We start from the raw sequence: 17,364 nt of genomic DNA on the forward strand, positions 1-17,364 counted from the left end.
GGCGCCCAACCCACGTGGTCCTGGTGCCTGAGAGATTGACGGAGAGGTGTTGCTCCTTCGGCGCCCGTGGGCCCGTGCTCGACGGTGCCCGCTGGGCTCTCCCACGCGGTGTTGCGACGCAGGAAGATTCTAACGCATTTCAGCAGGACGCCCGTACGGTGAGGTCACGCCGGGAGCCGGGACTCCACGACCGCCACCGCGGCGTCGAGTCCGCCCAGCTCCGCCAGCTCCGCCGCGAGCTCCCCCGCCCGGCCCGTGAGCGCGAGCGCCGCGTCGCACGCGGCTCCGAGAGTCGTCCCCGAGAGCTCCTCCGGGATCGGCACGGCGATCCCGGCCGCCGCGAGCATCGTCGCGTTCTCGAACTGGTCGGCGGCCTGCGGCGCGGTCACGACGGGCGTGCCGGTCAGCATCGCCTCGCTCGACCCGCCCATCCCGGCGTGCGTGACGAAGACGTCGGTCTCCTGCAGCACCGCGACCTGGTCGATCCACGGATACACCTCGGCGTTCGGCGGCACGGCCCCGTCGGTGGCGGTCACCGTCGACGGATCCGTCCTGCCCCCGACCTGCAGGATCACGCGCCAGCCGGGCCGCTGCGCGGCGAGGTCGCAGGCAGCGCGGTAGGTCGCGGGCTGGTCGGTGAAGGCGGAGCCGAAGGAGACCAGGAGCGTCGTCCTGCGGTCCGTCCCGCCCGACGGTGCCGCGGGCACCTCCGGCAGTCGGCGCGCCGGGCCGGTGAACGTGTACCGCGAGCGGTCCACCCGGTCTGCGTTCGGCTGCATGGACGGCGCGATCAGGACGAGCGAGTGCTCGACGTTCCCGGTGAAGGCCAGCGAGTCCTCGTGGATCCCGTGCCGGGCGAGGAGAGCGTCCTGCCGGGCGAGCATGGCGACGCCGCGGGGGTCGGTGCGCAGCAGGGTGTGGAAGTCGGCCATGTCCTCCTCGTAGCCCTCCCAGGCCACGTAGGTCGGCGAGACCTGCAGAGTCGGGATCCCCCACGTGCGGGCCAGGACCACGCTCATGGACCCGGCGATGTCGTAGAGGATCAGGTCGGGGCGGTCGTCCTCGTAGAGCGCGAACCACCGCGGCAGCTGGTTCTCGTACTCGTCGACGAACAGGGTGAGCTGGTCGATGACGTCGCCGCCGTAGGCCTCGGCGTCGTCGGTCCCCGCGGCGTCGTCGGTCCCCGCGGCGTCGCCGATCTTCGGGAGCACGGAGTCGTAGGCGCGGAACTCGGCGCCGGTGGGTTCGATCGTCGCCCGCATGGACGGGTCGTTGGCGTAGGGCACCCGGTGGCCGCGGCGCACGAGCTCCGCGACCAGGTCCAGCGACGGGAGCACGTGGCCCGGGGCGGGGATGGAGAACATCGCGATGTGGGCCATGCCGCACACGCTAGGCCCCGGGACGGTGCCGGGGCGAACGACTTTCTCGAGGGCGACTATCCGGTGGCGCGGGCGCGGTTGCGGCGGCGCGAGGCCAGCTCGTCCTCGGGGGCGGCCTCGGCGGCCACGCCGTCGGCGCGCTCGCCGGGGAAGTCGGCGATGGTGCCGGTGAGCTCGCGCATCGCGCCGGAGACGGCGATGCCGAAGACGCCCTGGCCGTGCTGCAGGAGGTCGACGACCTCCTCGGCGCTGGTGCACTCGTAGACGGTGGTGCCGTCGGAGAAGAGGGTGATGCGCGCCAGGTCCTCGACGCCGCGCTGGCGGAGGTGGTCGACGGCGACGCGGATGTTCTGCAGCGAGATGCCCGTGTCGAGCAGGCGCTTGACGATCTTCAGGACGAGCACGTCCTTGAAGGAGTACAGGCGCTGGGTGCCGGAGCCGCCCGCGCTGCGGATGGACGGCACCACGAGCGAGGTGCGGGCCCAGTAGTCGAGCTGCCGGTAGGTGATGCCGGCGATCTGGCAGGCGCTGGGGCCGCGGTAGCCGAGCAGCTCGTCCGGGATGGTGTCGTTCGGGAACAGGCCCGGGGCGATGTCATCGAGCGAGCCCTGGGTGCCCACGGCGTTGTCCGCCTGCGGCGTGTTCTGCCCGGTGCCGTCCTGATCGGTCACTGCCGTCTCCCTCATGAGGTCCGTGCGCACTCCTGAGAGTACGCCTCCCGCGTGGAGGCCGTCGGTGTAATTCCCTCGGTGCCATTTCCGCGGTGTTCGGCGTGAACGCTAGGGCCCGGAGAGCGCCGAATCAACGCGACACACCGACACCCTCAAGTTGAAGTTGAGGTCGAGATCGAATCGTGACCTCGCGGCCCGACCCGATCCACCCCGGACTCAGGACTCGCCCGGCGCCTTGAAGTCGTCCGCGGAGATCGAATCGAGGAACTCCTTGAACGCCTCGACCTCCTCGTCGGCGGGCGGCTCCTCGCCGGATTCGTCTGCCTCCGAGGCGATCTCCTCGTCCGGGAGCAGGAGGCCCGCCTCGGCGAGCACCTCCTCCTCCGCGAAGATCGGGACCTCGAGCCGCACGGCCATGGCGATGGAGTCCGACGGCCGGGCCGAGACGGTCTGGTCACCGTCGAGCACGAGATCCGCGAAGTAGGTGCCCTCCTGGAGCCCTGTGATGCGCACCTCGGTGACCGAGCGCCCCAGGGTCTCGAGCAGGTCGACGATGAGGTCGTGCGTGAGCGGGCGGCGCGGCTCGACGCCCTGCAGCTTGATCGCGATCGCGGTGGCCTCGCCCTGGCCGATCCAGATGGGCAGGTACCGGGGGCCGGAGACCTCACGGAGGAGCAGGACGGGATCGTTCTGCGGCGGGTCCATCCGGATGCCCGCGACGGTCATCTCGATCATGGTTCCAGCTTACCGGCGCGGCAGCGGGATCGAGCGCCGACGCCCGGTTCGGGGAGCGAAGCGAGCCGCGCCCCCTGACCGCGTCAGCGCACCGCGTCCTTGACGGCGGCCTTCACCAACTGGGTGTGGAAGGTGACCGACAGGGCGGCCAGCTCGCGCACCAGCTCGGCCGCGCGCTCGGCGGCACCCGCGTCGCCGCCGCGGGCGACGGGGTTGGCGATCTGGGCGATGAGGCCGGCCTCGCGGTCGGCCGAGGTCTTGAAGGCGCGCAGGTGCCGCGCCTCGAGGCCGTACTCGGCGAGGGCCTTGGCGGCCTGCACCAGCGCGACCGCGTCCTCGTCGAAGAAGCCGGCCTTGCCGGAGGTGAGCAGCGCCGAGCGCTCCAGCTCCCGCAGGAAGGCCTCGTCGGCCCCGGAGCGGGCGAGCAGGTCGGCGCGGCTGATCCGGGTCTGCCGGCGCGCCGAGAAGTCGGTGGCGGGCGCCGTCTTCGACGACACCGCGGCGAGCGCGCGGGGCGCACGCGGAGCGGGGCCCTCGACGGCCTCGCCCCGATCGTGCGCGTCCAACTGCTCCTTGATGATCTTCAGCGGCAGGTAGTAGTCGCGCTGCGCGGTGAGCACGTACTTGAGCCGCTCGCAATCCTTCGGCGAGAACCGCCGGTACCCCGACGGGGACCGGTCGGGCGTGACCAGTCCCTCCGACTCGAGGAATCGGATCTTGGAGATGGTCACGTCCGGGAACTCGTCACGAAGACGTTCGAGGACGGCCCCGATCGACATCGCGCTCGGGGCCGCCGGTTCCTGGCGTGGGGCCGTCACAGGGGTCAGCCGGCCGCCGGGACGAAGAAGACCAGACGGAACTTGCCGATCTGGACCTCGTCGCCGTGGGCGAGCGGCGACGCGTCGACCGGCTCGCGGTTGACGTACGTGCCGTTGAGGCTGCCCACGTCGACGACGGTGAAGCCGCCCTCGACGGAGCGGAACTCCGCGTGGCGACGCGACACGGTCACGTCGTCGAGGAAGATGTCGCTGTCGGGGTGGCGGCCGGCGGAGGTGGTCTCCTGGTCCAGCAGGAAGCGGGAACCCGCGTTCGGGCCGCGCTTCACCACGAGCAGAGCCGCGCCGGCCGGGAGGTTGTCGAGTCCCTGGACGGGCGCGTCGCTCTCGGGTCCGCCGGAGGCGTCCATCTCGCGGATGATGTCGGCGCGGAACACCGAAGTGGTCTCAACGGGGGCCGATTCGTTGCCCTTGTCGTTCTCGCTCACATCGCTCCTTCGTCAGTGATTACTGCACAGGTCTGTAGTTCACGACACCTGATGGACGTACGGTCCACGGTACCGCGCCCGGCGCCTCGGAGGCGGCCGGATTCGTCGGCTCTAAAGCCGTTCTAAGGAAAGGCGATCACGCCTCGGCGGTCAGCGCCTTGTACGCATCGGCGTCGAGCAGCTCGCCCAGGGCGGTCTCCAGGTCCTCGGGAGACGCGGCTTCGATCTCCACGATCCAGCCCTCGCCGTACGGATCCGAGTTGATCAGGTCGGGGCTCGAGTCCAGCTCGCCGTTGATCGCGACGACGGTGCCCGACAGCGGTGCGTAGATGTCGGAGACGCTCTTGGTGGACTCCACCTCGGCGAACGAATCGCCGGAGGCGACCTCGGCGTCGTCCTCGGGCAGCTGCACGAAGACCACGTCACCCAGCTGATCCTGCGCGAAATCGGTGATCCCGATCCGCACCACGGTCTCGCTCTTCTTCAGCAGCCACTCGTGATCGGGGGTGTACAGCAGTTCTCCGGGGAAGCTGGCACTCAACGTGATGTCCTTTCGCGAGGGCTGAGCGGGGCCGCGCAGCGGGTTACAACTTAGTGGGCGACACGATGATTGAGCAACACACCCCCCGGTTACCCCACCCGGGGCAGGTCACGCACCACGAGCACCGTCTGCCACCAGTAGAGCACCAGGGTCCACCAGTACATGCCCAGGCCCCAGATGAGGAACGCCCAGCCCAGCGGGTGCATGCTCGCGCCGAGCGTGTTGTCGAAGGTGCCGGCCAGCAGCATCGGCAGGGCGTACATGAGGGCGAAGGTCGCGGCCTTACCCAGGTACAGCGTCGGCAGCGCGGTGATGCCGCGGCTGCGCAGGAAGGGCACCGTCCCGGCGAGCACCACCTCGCGGCCGATCAGCAGACCGATCACCCACCACGGCAGGATCCCCCGGATGCCGAAGGCGATCGGGACCGCGATCATGTAGAGCCGGTCCGCGGCAGGGTCGAGCAGCTCCCCCAGCCGCGTCTGCTGGTTCAGCAGCCGCGCGAGCTTCCCGTCGAGCCAGTCCGTGAACCCGGACACCATGAGCACCACCAGCGCCCAGGCGTCGCTGTGCTCCACCAGCAGCAGCCACAGGAACAGCGGCACGCCGAGGAGGCGGAGCACGCTGAGCGCGTTGGGCACGTTGAGCGGGCTCGGGGGCTTCCCCGGGGTCGACGGTGCGCCGGCCTCGGGTGCGGATCCCCCGGTCTCGTTCACGTCCCGCTCAGATCATTCCGAACATGTTCGCCATGCCCTTCGTGGCGAACGGATTGTCGTGGACCATGTAGGTCCAGGTCAGCGTGTTGCGACCGAGGTCGGCGCCGTCGAGGTCGATGCCGTCCTCGCTGATCTCGGCCTCCCGCAACGTCTCCCGGGCGCGGCCCACGGCCTCGTCCGGGAGCTTGCGGAACTCCTCGATCACGAGCCGGTGGAACTCGTCGAGCGGCGACTGGCGGCCCAGCGCGCGCAGGTGGATCGTGGTCTGCACCTCGGAGACGAAGGCGAGGTGCTCCGCCCAGGTGCGGTCGAGGTGGTACAGGAATGCCTCGCGGGCCGCCTGCTCCAGCACCTCGTCGGAGATCCCCGCCTCCCGCAACTCCGCGAGCCGCTCCGGCTCCAACTCGGCGAAGTCCGTGAGCGGCCGGTCGGTGGTGAGCAGGGTGTGCCGCCGCGCCATCACGAGGTCGCGCTGCTGGTTGACCAGCTGGTTGTAGCGCCAGGTGTTGGCGTGCGTCTCCAGCATCCCGCCCTCGGCGACGCGCTGCGCCGAATCGAGCAGGTCGGCCGCCTTGCCGTGCGGGAACTCGCCGGTCTCGGGGTCGGCGCCGCCCGGCGGCCGCCCCCGCGGCAGGTGCCGCTCAACGATCGGGTCCTCGACCGACGCGAAGATCACCGACGTGCCCGGGTCACCCTGACGGCCGGCGCGGCCGCGCAGCTGCTGGTCCAGGCGCTCCGTGTCGTGCAGGCCGGTGCCCACGACGGCGAGGCCGCCGAGCTCTGCCACCTCGTCGTGCTCCGGGCTCTCGTCGCCGGCGTCGTGGCCGCCGAGCTTGATGTCGGTGCCGCGGCCCGCCATCTGCGTCGAGACGGTGACCGCGCCCTTGGTGCCGGCATCGGCGATGATCCGCGCCTCGTCGGCGTCGTTCTTGGCGTTGAGCACCGTCGCGATCACGCCCGAGATCTTGAGCATGTGCGCGAGCTCCTCGGACTCGGCCACGTCGTGCGTGCCGATGAGCACCGGCTGGCCGGTCTCGTGCACCTCGCGCACGTAGTCGACGATGCCCGCGACCTTGTTGCCCTTGTTGTCGTAGACCCGCATGGGCTGGTCCACCCGGACGGTCGGCGTGTTCGGCGGGATCTGCGAGACGCCCAGGTCGTAGAACTGGCGCAGCTGCTCGCCGGCGGCGATCGCGGTGCCGGTCATGCCGCACACCAGGGCGTAGCGCTGCAGGAGCGCCTGCACCGTGATCGTGTCGATGACCTCGCCGGAGTCGGTCTGCGAGAGCCCCTCCTTGGCCTCGACGGCCGCCTGCAGGCCGTCGGGCCAGCGCTGCAGCTCGGCGACGCGGCCGCGGGAGGAGTTGATGAGCTTCACCTGGCCGTCGCGCACGATGTAGTGCACGTCGCGCTCGACGAGCGAGTAGGCGTGCAACGCGATGTTGACCTGCGGCAGCGTCGACGCGACGTGCGCGTCGGAGTAGAGGTCGATGCCGCCGAGCTCCTCCTCGACCAGCTTCGCGCCGTCGTCGGTGAGGAACGCGGACTTGCCGTCGGAATCGATCTCGTAGTGCTTGCCCTCGCGCAGCCGGGCGACGACCTCCATGATCGCGGCCTGCGGCACGTCGCCCCTGACGGAACCGGCCAGCACCAGCGGGATGAGCGCCTCGTCGACCAGCACCGAGTCGGCCTCGTCGACGATCGCCACGTCGGGCTTCGGCGACAGCAGGTCCTCGGCACGGGTGGCGAGCTGGTCGCGGAGCACGTCGAAGCCGATCTCGTTGACCGAGCCGTAGACGACGTCCTTGGCGTAGGCCGCGCGCCGCTCCTCACGAGTGGACGATTCGGCGACGTAGCCGACGGTGACGTCGAGCAGGTCGAAGAAGGGCTTCATCCACTCCGCGTCGCGCCGGGCGAGGTAGTCGTTCGGCGAGATGACGTGCACGGAGCGGCCGGCGAGGGCCATGCCCGCGGCGGCGACGGCCCCGGCGAGGGTCTTGCCCTCGCCGGTGGCCATCTCGATGACGTCGCCCTCGAGCAGCCGGTCGGCGCCCTGCAGCTGGACGTCGAAGGGACGCAGCCCCAGTGCACGGTCAGCGCCCTCGCGGGCGATCGCGATGAACTTCGCGCGATCGCCCGACTTGGCGGCGTAGACGTCCAGCGCCAGCGCGGCGTCGGGGAACTCGTCGTCGGAGAGCCCCTGCGCCCACTCGTCGAATGCGGCGGACTGCTCGATCAGCGCGACGGACCGGGACTGGTTCCGTGTGCTCTGCGCGCCGAGCACCTTCCACATCTTGTTGCTGAACCTGCCCACCGGACCTCCGCACTACATCACGCACTGTGAATCACTCGACCGCTTGCGCAGTCGAGACTACCGGTGCGTCAGAGTGCCGCGAAGTACGCCGTGGAGAAGCCCACCGAGCCGAGCGCGATGCGGTACATGTCGCGGTTGACGTTCTCGATCGTGTCGCGCGGGCTGTGGTAGTTCGGGTCGAAGATGTCGCCGACGGTGCCGCCCCACTGCCGCTGCTGCTCCTCGGTCTTCTTGCCGTCCGCGCCCGTGTCCATGCCGCCGGAGGCGATGCCGACCTCCTTGAAGGGCCCGTAGTCCGAGCGGCCGTCGAAGGCGGAGGCCTCGACCGGCACGTTGCGCCACGCGAAGTAGTTCCGGAAGACCTGCTCAATCACGCCCGAGCCGGCCGGGCCGGCGCCACCGTCGAGCTTGGACGAGCCGTCACCGTCGAAGGTGAAGTAGCCGCCGTTGGGCGAGCCCAGCATGTCGAAGTTGAGGTAGCGCTTGATCTTCGACGCCTGCTCCTCGCTCAGCTCCTTGACGTAGTGCTCCGAGCCGACGAGGCCCTCCTCCTCCGCGCCCCACAGCGCGAAGCGGACCTTGTTCTTGACGTCCGCGTTCGCGCCGAGCTTGGCGGCGGTCTCCAGGACCGCGGCGGAGCCGGTGCCGTTGTCGTTGATGCCGGGGCCCTCGGTGACGCCATCGAGATGCGCGCCGACCATCTGCACGTTGGCGTCGTCACCCTTGGTGGTCTCCGCGAGGATGTTCCAGGTCTTCGCCTTCTGGGTCTTCGCGTCGACGGTGAGCGTGATGTCCTGGCCGTCGGCGATCGGCGCGTCCTGCGCGACGCCCACGACGGCGATGGAGGCACCGTCGTCGAGGCCCAGCGTGCCGCCCTTCCAGTCGCCGGCCTGGTTGTTGGTGATGACGAGCGCCTTGGCGCCCTTCGCGGCAGCGGCCTTGTACTTCTCGCCGAAGGTGCACTTTCCGCGCTGCACCACCGCGATCGAGCCCGCGGTGACCTTGGCGAGGTCGGCGTCGGTGCAGCCCTGCGTGCCGGTGACGACGGCCTTGGCGGTGACGGTGCCCTCGGTGGCGCCCGAGAACGAGAGGGCCGCGGCCTTCACGGGCGCGCCGGCGGCCTGCACGTCGACCTTGGACGCGGACCAGACGGCCGTCGAGAACTCCTGGCGCTGCGGGGTGTAGCCGGCGTCGCGGAGCACCTTCTCGGCGTACTCGACGCTCTGCTCGTAGCCGGGCGAGCCCAGGGCGCGGTTGCCCCCGTTGCGGTTCGCGATGTCCTGGAACGCCTCCAGGTGCTTGACCGCACCGTCGAGCGTGACCGCGTCGGCGAGCGCGCGGGCCTTCTCCGTGGCGCCGGCGTCATCGGCTCCGCCCGCGGGCGCGGGGCGGTCGACGCTGCTGGGCGCGGCGTTCGACGAGGACCCGGCGGCCGTGCTCGACGACGCCGCGTCGTCGCCCGACGTGCCGCAGCCCGCCGCGACGAGGCTCACGGCCGCCAGCGCGCTGACGACCCGGACGGTGGTGGACTTCTTTCGCCTGTGCAACATGCTCCCCATTAGATACACAACAGGGGGACGATTGCGGGGTGAACGAGCACACTTACTCCGTCGAAGTCGAATGGTCCTCGCCCGAGGGCACGGCCGACTACCGCTCCTACGCGCGGGAACACCTGCTCAGCTCCGCAGCGGCGGCGTCGATCACCGCTTCGGCGGACCCGCACTTCCGCGGCGACCCCGCGCTCTGGAACCCGGAGCAGCTCCTCGTCGCGGCGGCGGCGAACTGCCACATGCTCTCGTACCTCGCGCTGTGCGCGCTGCGGGGCGTCGTGGTGCTCGACTACGTGGACGCGGCCGTCGGCACGATGGTCGAGACGCCCGGCGCCGGTGGGCGGTTCACCTCCATCGACCTCCGGCCGCGGGTGGTCCTCGCCCCGGGCGCCGACGCCGAGCTGGCACGAGCGCTGCATCACGAGGCGGGCGAGCAGTGCTACATCGCGGCGTCGCTCAGCTGTCCGGTGACGCATGCACCGGAGATCGTTCCCGGATAAGGCCCACTCAGGTCGCGTCGAGGTGCTCGAGCAGCATCGTGGTGATCGCCTCGGGCGCCTGCTCGGGCGCCCAGTGCGAGACGTCCTCGAGCATCTCGAACCGGTACGGCCCGCTGCAGTGCGCGGCGGTCCCGAGGGCGGCGACGTCGCCGAAGGCCACGTCCTCGGTCGGCCAGACGTACAGGACCGGGGTGTCGACGGTGCCGAGGGCGGCCGGCGGGCGGCCGCTGCGGTACCAGTTCAGGGCGGCGGTGAGGGCGCCCGGCTCCTGCAGGCGCTGGACGTAGTCGTCGACCGAGTCGCGTGGCACGTCGCGCCCGAAGATCTGCCGCAGCGCGCGGGCGTCGTCGGCGAGCATGGCGTTCTCCGTGGCCGGGGTGGCGCGCCATTCCGTCATGTAGCGCGACCGGTTGGCCTGGTCCTCGTCCGTCTTCAGCGCGACGGCGAGGGCGGCCGGATGGGGCGTGGAGACGACGGCGAGCGAGCGCAGCCGGTCCGGGTGGTCGGTGGCGGTCCACCAGGCCACCGCGCCGCCCCAGTCGTGCCCGACGAGGTCGAACCGCTCCCAACCGAGGGCGTCGGCGATCGCCACCACGTCGCCGATCAGCTCGGAGATCCCGTACTCGGCGGGCCGTTCGGGCCGCACGCCCGGCGAGTAGCCGCGCTGATCGACCGCGACCGCACGGAATCCGCGCTCCCCCAACACCGCGACCTGGTGCCGCCAGGCGATCGCGGCCTCGGGGAAGCCGTGCAGGAACAGCACGGGACGTCCGTCCTCGGGGCCGGCGACGATCGCGTCGAAGGAGCCCGCGGCGGTGGGGATGCTCAGGTGTTCGGTCACGGATGTTCACGGTAGGCCACGCGCCTGTCGGTGGCCCGTGCCAGAGTGGCGCCATGACCGAACTCAGCACGCTCTCCCCCGCCGAACGGCACCGCGCCGCCGCGGCCACCTTCGCCGGTGTCGCCGGCGCGATCACCGACTGGGACGCGCAGACGCCCGTCCCCGAGTGGAAGGCCCGCGAGGTGGTCGGCCACCTCGTCGAGTGGCTGCCCGGGTTCCTCGCGATGAACGGCGTGGAGCTGCCCGGCGCCCCGTCGGACGCGGCGGAGCCGGCGGCCGCCTTCGGCCAGCTGACCGAGGCGGTCCAGGCCCTGCTCGACGCGCCGGACGCCTCGCGGGTGCTCACCACGCAGATGTTCGGGGAGAAGCCGCTGGACGCGCTGGTCGACCAGTTCTACACCGCGGACGTCTTCATGCACACCTGGGATCTGGGTCGCTCGAACGGCATCACCCCGGATCTCGATCCGGCGTTCGCGAAGGCGCTGCACGGCGGCCTCGAGTCGATGGGGCCGATGCTGCAGGAGTCGGGGCAGTTCGGCGCGCCGATCCCGGTGCCGGCCGGGACCGACGAGGTGACCTCGCTGATGGCCTTCATCGGCCGGGATCCTCACTTCACTTCGTGATCTGCAGCCCCGTCAGGATCGCCTGCGCGTCGCGCCGGTAGAGCGGATCGTCGGGCATCTTGGATTGCACGGTGATGGTGACCGACCACAGGGTCACGCCGTCGGGGATGGAGACCGCGAGGGTGGTCGATTGATGGTTCGGCGTGCTGCCGGGCATCGTGTACGTGACGGTCGTGCTCGGGTAGCCGCAGAGGGTGCCCGGCACGGGCTGCAGGCCCGTGACCTTGAGGCCCTGGCGCAGCGAGTCCACCTGGGAGTCGAGCGCCTGCTGGGCGGTCATGCCCTTGGCGTTCTCCAGCGTGATCACCGCGTTCGCGGCGAAGGCGTCGCTGACCAGCTCCTTGTTGACGATCGCGCCGCGGATCACGTCGGAGTCCTGGGAGGTCTCCCGCTCCCATCCGGTCGGCTGCGGCAGCCCGAGGGTGGGCTCCCCCGCCGCCTTCGTCGGCAGCGTCAGGACGCGGCCGGACACCGGCGCGCACTCGCCGGGCCTGGCCGCGGTCGAGGCGGCCGACGTCGCCACCGCCGTCGAGGAGGGGGTGCCCGCTGCGACCGGCTCGCCGCCCGTCGACTGGGAGCACCCGGTGACGCCGAGAACGACGGCCGCGGGCACCGCGAACGCAGTGGCGAACTTCTTCACACGCTGATTCGTCATGTCCGGAACGGTAGCCCGCGCCTCGAACCGATACGGGTGAAACGGCGATGCGTCAGCGCGGGGTCAGCACCACCACGGGGATGTCGCGGTCGGTGCGCTTCTGATAGCCCTCGTATCCGCTGTAGGCCTTGGTGATCTGCGGCCAGAGGTGCGCCTTCTCGGCCGGGTCGGCGGCCTTGGCGGTCCACGGGCTCGTGACCTCGTCGACGGTGATCTCCACGTCGGGATTCGCCGCCAGGTTCTTGAACCAGTCCGGGTTGTCCGAGTGCCCGCCCTTGGACGCGACCACCACGACGCGGTCGGGCCCGTAGATCGGCGCCGTCAGCATCGTCGAGCGACGCTGCCCGGACTTCCGGCCGATGGTGTGCAGTTCCAGGGTCTGCATGCCGAGCACGCGCTTCGGGAAGCGGCCGCCCGTGATCGCGAGGAGGGCGCGGTGCCCGTTCTCGAGACCCCACGCGCCGAGCTCGGTGACCTTGTCGGAAAGACTCATGGGGTCATCATGCCCGGTCGGCCCTCGGGGCGCCCGCCTGTGGTTCCCGTACGGTCGGGGCATGGCGCCGCGCTCCGTGCAGATCGTCCTGTTCGACGGCTTCGAGCTGCTCGACGTCTTCGGCCCCGTCGAGCTGTTCGGCCTTCTGCCGGAGCACTTCGCGGTCACCTTCCTCGCCCCCGGCGAGGCGCCCGTGCGCAGCTCTCAGGGCGTCACGGTCAACGCCGACCACACCTACGCCGCGGCGCCCGCGCCGGACATCACCCTGGTCCCGGGCGGCCTCGCCACGCGCGAGGTCATCACCGACGAGGCCTTCCTCGCCTGGCTGCGCGGCCACGGCACCACTGCCCGGCTGGTGACGTCCGTCTGCACCGGCTCCGCGCTGCTCGCGGCGGCGGGCCTGCTCGAGGGCTACCGCGCGACGTCGAACAAGTACGCCTTCCGCTGGGTCGAGACCTTCGGCAGCACCGTCGAGTGGGTGCCGCACGCCCGCTGGGTGGAGGACCGCGACCGCTGGACCTCGTCGGGCGTGGCCGCGGGGATGGACATGACGGTCGCCCTCATCCGGGCGCTCTACGGGGACGACGTGGCCGCGGAGGCGACGGGCATGGCCGAGCTCGACTACCGGACGGACTCCACGCAGGACCCGTTCGCGGCGCTGCACGGCCTATGACCGGTGCCTGTGCGCCGGCCCGCCCGCCAGCCCCGCCGCAACGTGCGGGTGCAGGGCGATCGAATGGTCGTAGTACTCGTCCGTCATGGGCAGGTACGGGATCGGCTCCTCGGTCCCGACGGTGCCGAGCCGCTCGGCGAGACCGTCCGCGAGGCGACGCACACCGTCGGCGTCGATCCCGTGCACGTCCGTGATCAGTTGCGGTGCAAGCGCTTCCATGCCCGTGTACCAGAAGGTGCCATGCAGGAGCGGCCAGAACAGGTCCTCGACGTCGCCGCTGATCCCGCGCGGCGAGATCGAGTTCGCCCGGTCGCCGGCGGTGACGACGGCCAGCGCCCTCCGGCCGGCGAGGCCCCCGTCTCCGTACTTGCGGTTGCGGCCGGTGGCCGGATCCGGGACGTCGTAGGCGAAGCCCCGCTCGAAGACCCGATCGATCCAGCCCTTGAGCATCGCCGGCGGGCCGTACCACCACAGCGGGAACTGCAGCACCACGAGATCGGCGGCGAGGAGACGGCGCTGCTCCGCGCGGACGTCCGCGCCGCCCTCGTCGACCAGGACCGGGTCGAAGCCCTCCGCGTACAGGTCGGCCACGTCGACCGACCAGCCGTCCGCCCGGAGCCGTTCCACCCCCGCGTCGCGGAGGGTGGCGTTCAGGGAATCCCCTCGAGGATGCGCGAAGACCCACAGTGCGTGCGCGTTCTCCCGTTCGTCGCCCATGTCAGGGCCAACCCCGCGCGGCGCTCGGGGATTCCATCGGCACCGGAGCGGCCTGCCCCGGAAACCGAAAAATCCCGAGACACTGCGTGTCTCGGGACTTCTGGTCGGGCTGACAGGATTTGAACCTGCGACCACCTGACCCCCAGTCAGGTGCGCTACCAAGCTGCGCCACAGCCCGTGGCCGCTCTCGCGGTGCTGTAGGAGATTACCCCATGCCTCGCGCGGAGGAGAAATCGCCTGCACGCGAGGCTCAGCGCCGCATGTTGGCGAAGGGAAGCCGCCCGTGCTGCGCTGCGAAGGCGGCGAGCATGGAGCTCTCGGTGGGTGCGGCGTCGTCGTCCGCGGTCTCGCACCACGCGACGAGCAGGTCGCCGTGGTCTGCGAGCTGCCAGATCCGGCGGCCGCCCGAGTGCCCGACGCGCTCGCCCGCTCCGTAACGGCGGTACTCGTCGAGCCGTTTGCGCAGCCCGCGACGCCCGCGACGGCCGGCACCCGCCTTGCCGATGTACACGACCCGCTCCCCCGCGACCCAGCGCCGCTCGAGCTCGGCGACGGGCACCGTCGGATCCTTCCCTTTCCAGTGACCGGCGGGCGACACGTCCAGGAAGACGGGCGGCGCGTCGGACGGCCGCACGACCACGTAGACGCCCGGGCCGCGCGGCACGTCGGCCGAGGGCAGCTCGGCGAAGGGGATCCAGCCCGCGAATCCGGTCAGCGCGTCCACGCGCCCAGTCAAGCACCGATCGCAGTCGCAACGCCGGTGGAATCGGACGTTCCGCCCTACTGTGGACCCATGCGCACCCCGATCCGGCACCGCGGCGTTGCGATCGCGCTGCTCGCGACGCTCTCGCTCGCAGCGTGCGGCGGCGGCGGCGGCGCACCGTCGGACACCGCGGCGCCGAGCGCGAGCACCGGGCCCGCGCTCGACGACACGATCGCGACGGGCCTCGACGCGCCCTGGTCGATCGCCTTCGCCGACGGTGCGCCCCTGGTCAGCGAGCGGGACCGGGGCCGGGTCGTGGAGATCGTCGACGGGAAGCCGCGCGAGGTCGGCCGGATCGACGGCGTCGCGGCGCGCGGCGAAGGCGGCCTGCTCGGGATCGCCGTCCGCGACGGCGACCTGTTCGCCTACCTCACCACCGCGACGGACAACCGGATCGTCCGGATGCCGCTGCAGGGCGCGGCGGGCGCGCGCACGCTCGGGCCGGCGCGCACGATCCTCACGGGCCTGCCCGCGGCGTCGATCCACAACGGCGGGCGCATCGCCTTCGGGCCCGACGGGATGTTGTACGCCACCGTCGGCGACGCGGGACGACCCGACGACGCCCAGGACCCGCGGGCGCTCGGCGGCAAGATCCTCCGGATGACTCCCGACGGGGCGCGGCCCGCCGACAATCCGTTCCCCGATTCCCTCGTCTACAGCCTGGGCCACCGCAACGCGCAAGGCCTGGCCTGGGGGCCCGACGGTGCGCTGTACGCCAGCGAGTTCGGCCAGAACACCTGGGACGAGCTCAATCTCATCCGCCCGGGCGCGAACTACGGCTGGCCGGAGGTCGAGGGCATCGGGCGACGCGAGGGCTTCGTGGACCCGCTGCAACAGTGGTCGACGTCGTCCGCCAGCCCGAGCGGGATCGCCGTCGTGGGTGCGGATCTGCTCGTCGCGAACCTCCGCGGCGAGCGGCTGCGGACGGTCCCGCTCGCCGCGACCGCCACGGCGACGGAGCAGTACCACGCGAGCCTCGGGCGCCTGCGCGACGTGGTGCGCGCGCCGGACGGCTCCGCATGGATCCTCACGAACAACACCGACGGGCGCGGCGATCCGCGCCCCGGCGACGACCGGATCGTGCGCATGCGCGGCCGTTAGCCCTGCTAGCCGCGGTGCATGCGCGCTACAGTGGCGTGCATGAAGCGTGCCCTGTTGGTGTCGGCGATGGTCGCCGGCGCGTTCGTGGTCGCCGTGCCCGCGGCCGCGGAACCCGCGGTCGACGCCGACCGCTACCGGACCGACGGGGGCGGGTACGCGTTCCTGTACCGCTACGACGGCGGCAAGCGCGTGTGCACCATCGCAGCGGACCCCACCACGGTGCGGTGCGGGATCTCCGCGCCGGCGGGCACCCGGATCACGGTGAAGAACCGCACCGTCCGGCCCGAGGCCGTCGAGGTCACGGACCGCGGCTGGCGCTACCTCGACACGCTGACGGTCCAGGAGCGCCCCCGCGAACTACCCGCGGGCGCCCGGCTGTCGGTGCACGGCGCCTCGTGCACCGCGCTGAGCGACGGCGGCCTGGAGTGCTCCGTCGACTCCGCGGGATTCACCCAGGACGACGGACGCTTCTCGACCCGCGGCCGCAAGCTCGGCTAGGAGTCCGCGCTACGCGACGAGCTTCGCACGCAGCCGGGCGATGACGGCGTCGTCGATCCCGAGGCCCTCGCGCACGTACGCGTCGAAGCCGCCGTACCGGGCGTCGGCCTCGTCGAAGGCCGCGGTCAGCGCCTCGGGGAAGACCCCCGCCAGCACCCGAGCGGCCTCGCCGATCGCCTCGCCCCGCTCGGCAGCGGCCCCGGCCGCGATCTTGTCGATCACGGCGGCGGAGTACTCGTTGGTCAGCAGGTAGTCGGCCATCACGTCGTCGGGCGAGACGCCCAGGATGCGCTGCACGACCGCCGCGGCCCAGCCCGTGCGATCCTTGCCGGCGGTGCAGTGGAAGACCTGCGGCCGCTCCTCGTCGGCGACCGCGCGCACGAGCGCCGCGAACTGCGCGCGGGCGTTCTCCTCGCTGACGAACATGCGGTAGACGTCGGAGAGCAGCTCGCGGGCGCCCGCGGCGTCCTTGAGCGACTTGGGATCCAGCGCGCCGAGCTCGACGTCGTCACCGATCACGTTGAGCCGCACGTACCGCGCACCGTCGGGCACGACGTCGGGCTTCGGGGTCACCTCCACCGTCATGCGGAGGTCGAAGACGTCCGCCAGGCGGGCCTCCGCGAGGCGGGCGGGATCGATCGCCTCGGCGTCGAGGGCGCTGGACCGGAACAGCAGGCCCCGGCGCATCCGGCCCCCGTCGGCGGGGTAGCCGTCCGCACCTGCGGCATCGCGGAAATTGTGCACGCACGAAGCCTAATCGACCGGGCCTGCTCGCCCGACGGTGACGTCGCTCAGGCCAGGCGCCCGAGGCTCCGGTGCATGTCCGCGGCGGGCCACCAGGCCCGGGAACCGGGGGTAGCAAGGCCGTGCGGCAGCGCGAGCGCCAGGGCGATCGGGGCGTCCACGGGGACGTCGACGGGGACCTCGACGCGGGCGGCGAGCCGCGCACCGTCGGACCCGCGCACCAGCAATTGCCGCATGCGGGCCCCCGCGAGCCGGGCGCCGGACCAGGCGACGTCGGCGAGCCGCGCGTGCGGCGGCAGCTGCCCCGCGACGTCGCACAGGACCACGGGGCCCGAGCGCACGAGCCGGCTGATCCGGCTCACCACCACGGGGTAGGCCGACGGTCCGCCGGCGGCCAGGGCGGCCGCCGGGACGCCGGCTATGAGGACCTCGTCGCCGTCCATCGCGGTGCCTTCGGGCCAGATCGTGGGATCGAAGGACCGGGCGATGCCGGCGCGGGCGAGTGAGGGCAGAACCTCCATCAGAGTCACGTCTACCGGTCTACGCGGGCCGCGGCGCAGGCGGAAGGTCCGGCGCCGTCAAGGTCGCG

General features: G+C 71.7%; 21 protein-coding genes, 1 tRNA gene and 1 riboswitch. Of the genes, 5 read left to right on the plus strand and 17 right to left on the minus strand.

Translation table 11 applies throughout. The features are described from left to right. Positions 1–5: 5 nt before the first annotated feature. Positions 6–114: riboswitch (glycine riboswitch) on the minus strand. A 50-nt stretch (positions 115–164) separates the two neighbouring features. The 9 genes from ACLQ3K_RS15005 to ACLQ3K_RS15045 all read right to left on the minus strand — a co-directional run bounded on the left by ACLQ3K_RS15005 (position 165) and on the right by ACLQ3K_RS15045 (position 9,167). Next, positions 165–1,379, minus strand: coding sequence for a glycosyltransferase (locus ACLQ3K_RS15005; protein ID WP_426000362.1), 1,215 nt, complete (start codon positions 1,377–1,379; stop codon positions 165–167). 56 nt (positions 1,380–1,435) lie between these two features. After that, positions 1,436–2,065 (minus strand): MerR family transcriptional regulator, encoded by a 630-nt coding sequence (locus ACLQ3K_RS15010; RefSeq protein WP_224647839.1) that lies wholly within the window; start codon positions 2,063–2,065, stop codon positions 1,436–1,438. A gap of 201 nt (positions 2,066–2,266) precedes the next feature. Beyond that, positions 2,267–2,785 (minus strand): bifunctional nuclease family protein, encoded by a 519-nt coding sequence (locus tag ACLQ3K_RS15015; protein WP_224647838.1) that lies wholly within the window; start codon positions 2,783–2,785, stop codon positions 2,267–2,269. 83 nt (positions 2,786–2,868) lie between these two features. Then, a complete protein-coding gene (locus ACLQ3K_RS15020; RefSeq protein WP_068525801.1) occupies positions 2,869–3,564 on the minus strand; it encodes a MerR family transcriptional regulator in 696 nt (231 codons plus the stop codon). 44 nt (positions 3,565–3,608) lie between these two features. Next, on the minus strand, positions 3,609–4,049 hold the full coding sequence (gene odhI, locus ACLQ3K_RS15025; protein WP_224647837.1) for an oxoglutarate dehydrogenase inhibitor Odhl: 441 nt from the start codon (positions 4,047–4,049) through the stop codon (positions 3,609–3,611). Positions 4,050–4,185: 136 nt separating this feature from the next. Then, the gene (gene gcvH, locus ACLQ3K_RS15030; RefSeq protein WP_224647836.1) at positions 4,186–4,590 is read right to left on the minus strand and encodes a glycine cleavage system protein GcvH; all 405 of its coding nucleotides are present in this window, start codon (positions 4,588–4,590) and stop codon (positions 4,186–4,188) included. Positions 4,591–4,679: 89 nt separating this feature from the next. Beyond that, positions 4,680–5,303, minus strand: coding sequence for a CDP-alcohol phosphatidyltransferase family protein (locus ACLQ3K_RS15035; RefSeq protein ID WP_426000366.1), 624 nt, complete (start codon positions 5,301–5,303; stop codon positions 4,680–4,682). Between the two features lie 7 nt (positions 5,304–5,310). Continuing rightward, complete coding sequence (gene secA2, locus ACLQ3K_RS15040; protein ID WP_426000368.1) at positions 5,311–7,617, minus strand: accessory Sec system translocase SecA2; 2,307 nt, start codon at positions 7,615–7,617, stop codon at positions 5,311–5,313. Positions 7,618–7,685: 68 nt separating this feature from the next. Further along, the gene (locus ACLQ3K_RS15045; protein ID WP_426000370.1) at positions 7,686–9,167 is read right to left on the minus strand and encodes a M28 family peptidase; all 1,482 of its coding nucleotides are present in this window, start codon (positions 9,165–9,167) and stop codon (positions 7,686–7,688) included. 38 nt (positions 9,168–9,205) lie between these two features. On the opposite strand from ACLQ3K_RS15045, the gene ACLQ3K_RS15050 reads away from it, so the two are divergent. Continuing rightward, positions 9,206–9,667 carry an OsmC family protein gene (locus ACLQ3K_RS15050; RefSeq protein ID WP_426000372.1) on the plus strand — a complete coding sequence of 154 codons (462 nt, stop codon included), beginning with the start codon at positions 9,206–9,208 and terminating at the stop codon, positions 9,665–9,667. 7 nt (positions 9,668–9,674) lie between these two features. Here the strand turns inward: ACLQ3K_RS15050 and ACLQ3K_RS15055 are convergent, their stop codons facing one another. After that, positions 9,675–10,508, minus strand: coding sequence for an alpha/beta fold hydrolase (locus ACLQ3K_RS15055; RefSeq protein WP_426000374.1), 834 nt, complete (start codon positions 10,506–10,508; stop codon positions 9,675–9,677). A gap of 53 nt (positions 10,509–10,561) precedes the next feature. Here ACLQ3K_RS15055 and ACLQ3K_RS15060 point away from each other — a divergent pair, with 53 nt between their 5' ends. Next, positions 10,562–11,131, plus strand: coding sequence for a maleylpyruvate isomerase N-terminal domain-containing protein (locus ACLQ3K_RS15060; RefSeq protein WP_426000376.1), 570 nt, complete (start codon positions 10,562–10,564; stop codon positions 11,129–11,131). Here the strand turns inward: ACLQ3K_RS15060 and ACLQ3K_RS15065 are convergent. Both ACLQ3K_RS15065 and ACLQ3K_RS15070 read right to left on the minus strand, forming a co-directional pair. Continuing rightward, complete coding sequence (locus ACLQ3K_RS15065; RefSeq protein WP_426000378.1) at positions 11,121–11,786, minus strand: LpqN/LpqT family lipoprotein; 666 nt, start codon at positions 11,784–11,786, stop codon at positions 11,121–11,123. The two genes, ACLQ3K_RS15060 and ACLQ3K_RS15065, sit on opposite strands and share 11 nt — an antisense overlap. A 52-nt stretch (positions 11,787–11,838) precedes the next feature. After that, positions 11,839–12,279, minus strand: coding sequence for a nitroreductase/quinone reductase family protein (locus ACLQ3K_RS15070; RefSeq protein WP_426000380.1), 441 nt, complete (start codon positions 12,277–12,279; stop codon positions 11,839–11,841). 61 nt (positions 12,280–12,340) lie between these two features. Between ACLQ3K_RS15070 and ACLQ3K_RS15075 the strand changes: the two genes are divergently transcribed. Beyond that, on the plus strand, positions 12,341–12,952 hold the full coding sequence (locus ACLQ3K_RS15075) for a DJ-1/PfpI family protein (protein ID WP_426000382.1): 612 nt from the start codon (positions 12,341–12,343) through the stop codon (positions 12,950–12,952). On the opposite strand, the gene ACLQ3K_RS15080 is transcribed toward ACLQ3K_RS15075, so the two are convergent. The 3 genes from ACLQ3K_RS15080 to ACLQ3K_RS15090 form a co-directional block, all read right to left on the minus strand. Further along, positions 12,947–13,669, minus strand: a complete 723-nt coding sequence (locus ACLQ3K_RS15080) for an NAD(P)H-dependent oxidoreductase (protein WP_426000384.1) — start codon at positions 13,667–13,669, stop codon at positions 12,947–12,949. The two genes, ACLQ3K_RS15075 and ACLQ3K_RS15080, sit on opposite strands and share 6 nt — an antisense overlap. 101 nt (positions 13,670–13,770) lie before the next feature. Beyond that, a tRNA-Pro gene (locus tag ACLQ3K_RS15085) sits at positions 13,771–13,847 on the minus strand. A gap of 72 nt (positions 13,848–13,919) precedes the next feature. After that, the gene (locus tag ACLQ3K_RS15090) at positions 13,920–14,393 is read right to left on the minus strand and encodes a hypothetical protein (protein ID WP_224647821.1); all 474 of its coding nucleotides are present in this window, start codon (positions 14,391–14,393) and stop codon (positions 13,920–13,922) included. Positions 14,394–14,462: 69 nt separating this feature from the next. Here ACLQ3K_RS15090 and ACLQ3K_RS15095 point away from each other — a divergent pair, with 69 nt between their 5' ends. Together ACLQ3K_RS15095 and ACLQ3K_RS15100 are read left to right on the plus strand one after the other, a co-directional pair. Then, positions 14,463–15,533 (plus strand): PQQ-dependent sugar dehydrogenase, encoded by a 1,071-nt coding sequence (locus tag ACLQ3K_RS15095; protein ID WP_426000386.1) that lies wholly within the window; start codon positions 14,463–14,465, stop codon positions 15,531–15,533. Between the two features lie 39 nt (positions 15,534–15,572). Continuing rightward, positions 15,573–16,031 carry a hypothetical protein gene (locus tag ACLQ3K_RS15100; RefSeq protein WP_224647819.1) on the plus strand — a complete coding sequence of 153 codons (459 nt, stop codon included), beginning with the start codon at positions 15,573–15,575 and terminating at the stop codon, positions 16,029–16,031. A gap of 9 nt (positions 16,032–16,040) precedes the next feature. Here ACLQ3K_RS15100 and ACLQ3K_RS15105 read toward each other — a convergent pair whose 3' ends face one another. Both ACLQ3K_RS15105 and ACLQ3K_RS15110 read right to left on the minus strand, forming a co-directional pair. Next, a complete protein-coding gene (locus tag ACLQ3K_RS15105) occupies positions 16,041–16,775 on the minus strand; it encodes a tyrosine-protein phosphatase (protein WP_336670158.1) in 735 nt (244 codons plus the stop codon). A gap of 47 nt (positions 16,776–16,822) precedes the next feature. After that, positions 16,823–17,305, minus strand: coding sequence for a hypothetical protein (locus tag ACLQ3K_RS15110; RefSeq protein WP_426000388.1), 483 nt, complete (start codon positions 17,303–17,305; stop codon positions 16,823–16,825). Positions 17,306–17,364 lie beyond the last annotated feature (59 nt).

Source organism: Tsukamurella sp. DT100 (assembly GCF_049844855.1).
Lineage (GTDB): Bacteria > Actinomycetota > Actinomycetes > Mycobacteriales > Mycobacteriaceae > Tsukamurella.

What these genes read in the sequence shown, in the direction of transcription:
- ACLQ3K_RS15005 (WP_426000362.1), bottom strand. Translation starts at nt 1,379, where the DNA reads ATGGCCCACATCGCGATGTTCTCCATCCCCGCCCCGGGCCACGTGCTC.
- ACLQ3K_RS15010 (WP_224647839.1), bottom strand. Translation starts at nt 2,065, where the DNA reads ATGAGGGAGACGGCAGTGACCGATCAGGACGGCACCGGGCAGAACACG.
- ACLQ3K_RS15015 (WP_224647838.1), bottom strand. Translation starts at nt 2,785, where the DNA reads ATGATCGAGATGACCGTCGCGGGCATCCGGATGGACCCGCCGCAGAAC.
- ACLQ3K_RS15020 (WP_068525801.1), bottom strand. Translation starts at nt 3,564, where the DNA reads ATGTCGATCGGGGCCGTCCTCGAACGTCTTCGTGACGAGTTCCCGGAC.
- ACLQ3K_RS15045 (WP_426000370.1), bottom strand. Translation starts at nt 9,167, where the DNA reads ATGTTGCACAGGCGAAAGAAGTCCACCACCGTCCGGGTCGTCAGCGCG.
- ACLQ3K_RS15060 (WP_426000376.1), top strand. Translation starts at nt 10,562, where the DNA reads ATGACCGAACTCAGCACGCTCTCCCCCGCCGAACGGCACCGCGCCGCC.
- ACLQ3K_RS15065 (WP_426000378.1), bottom strand. Translation starts at nt 11,786, where the DNA reads ATGACGAATCAGCGTGTGAAGAAGTTCGCCACTGCGTTCGCGGTGCCC.
- ACLQ3K_RS15070 (WP_426000380.1), bottom strand. Translation starts at nt 12,279, where the DNA reads ATGAGTCTTTCCGACAAGGTCACCGAGCTCGGCGCGTGGGGTCTCGAG.
- ACLQ3K_RS15075 (WP_426000382.1), top strand. Translation starts at nt 12,341, where the DNA reads ATGGCGCCGCGCTCCGTGCAGATCGTCCTGTTCGACGGCTTCGAGCTG.
- ACLQ3K_RS15080 (WP_426000384.1), bottom strand. Translation starts at nt 13,669, where the DNA reads ATGGGCGACGAACGGGAGAACGCGCACGCACTGTGGGTCTTCGCGCAT.
- ACLQ3K_RS15095 (WP_426000386.1), top strand. Translation starts at nt 14,463, where the DNA reads ATGCGCACCCCGATCCGGCACCGCGGCGTTGCGATCGCGCTGCTCGCG.
- ACLQ3K_RS15100 (WP_224647819.1), top strand. Translation starts at nt 15,573, where the DNA reads ATGAAGCGTGCCCTGTTGGTGTCGGCGATGGTCGCCGGCGCGTTCGTG.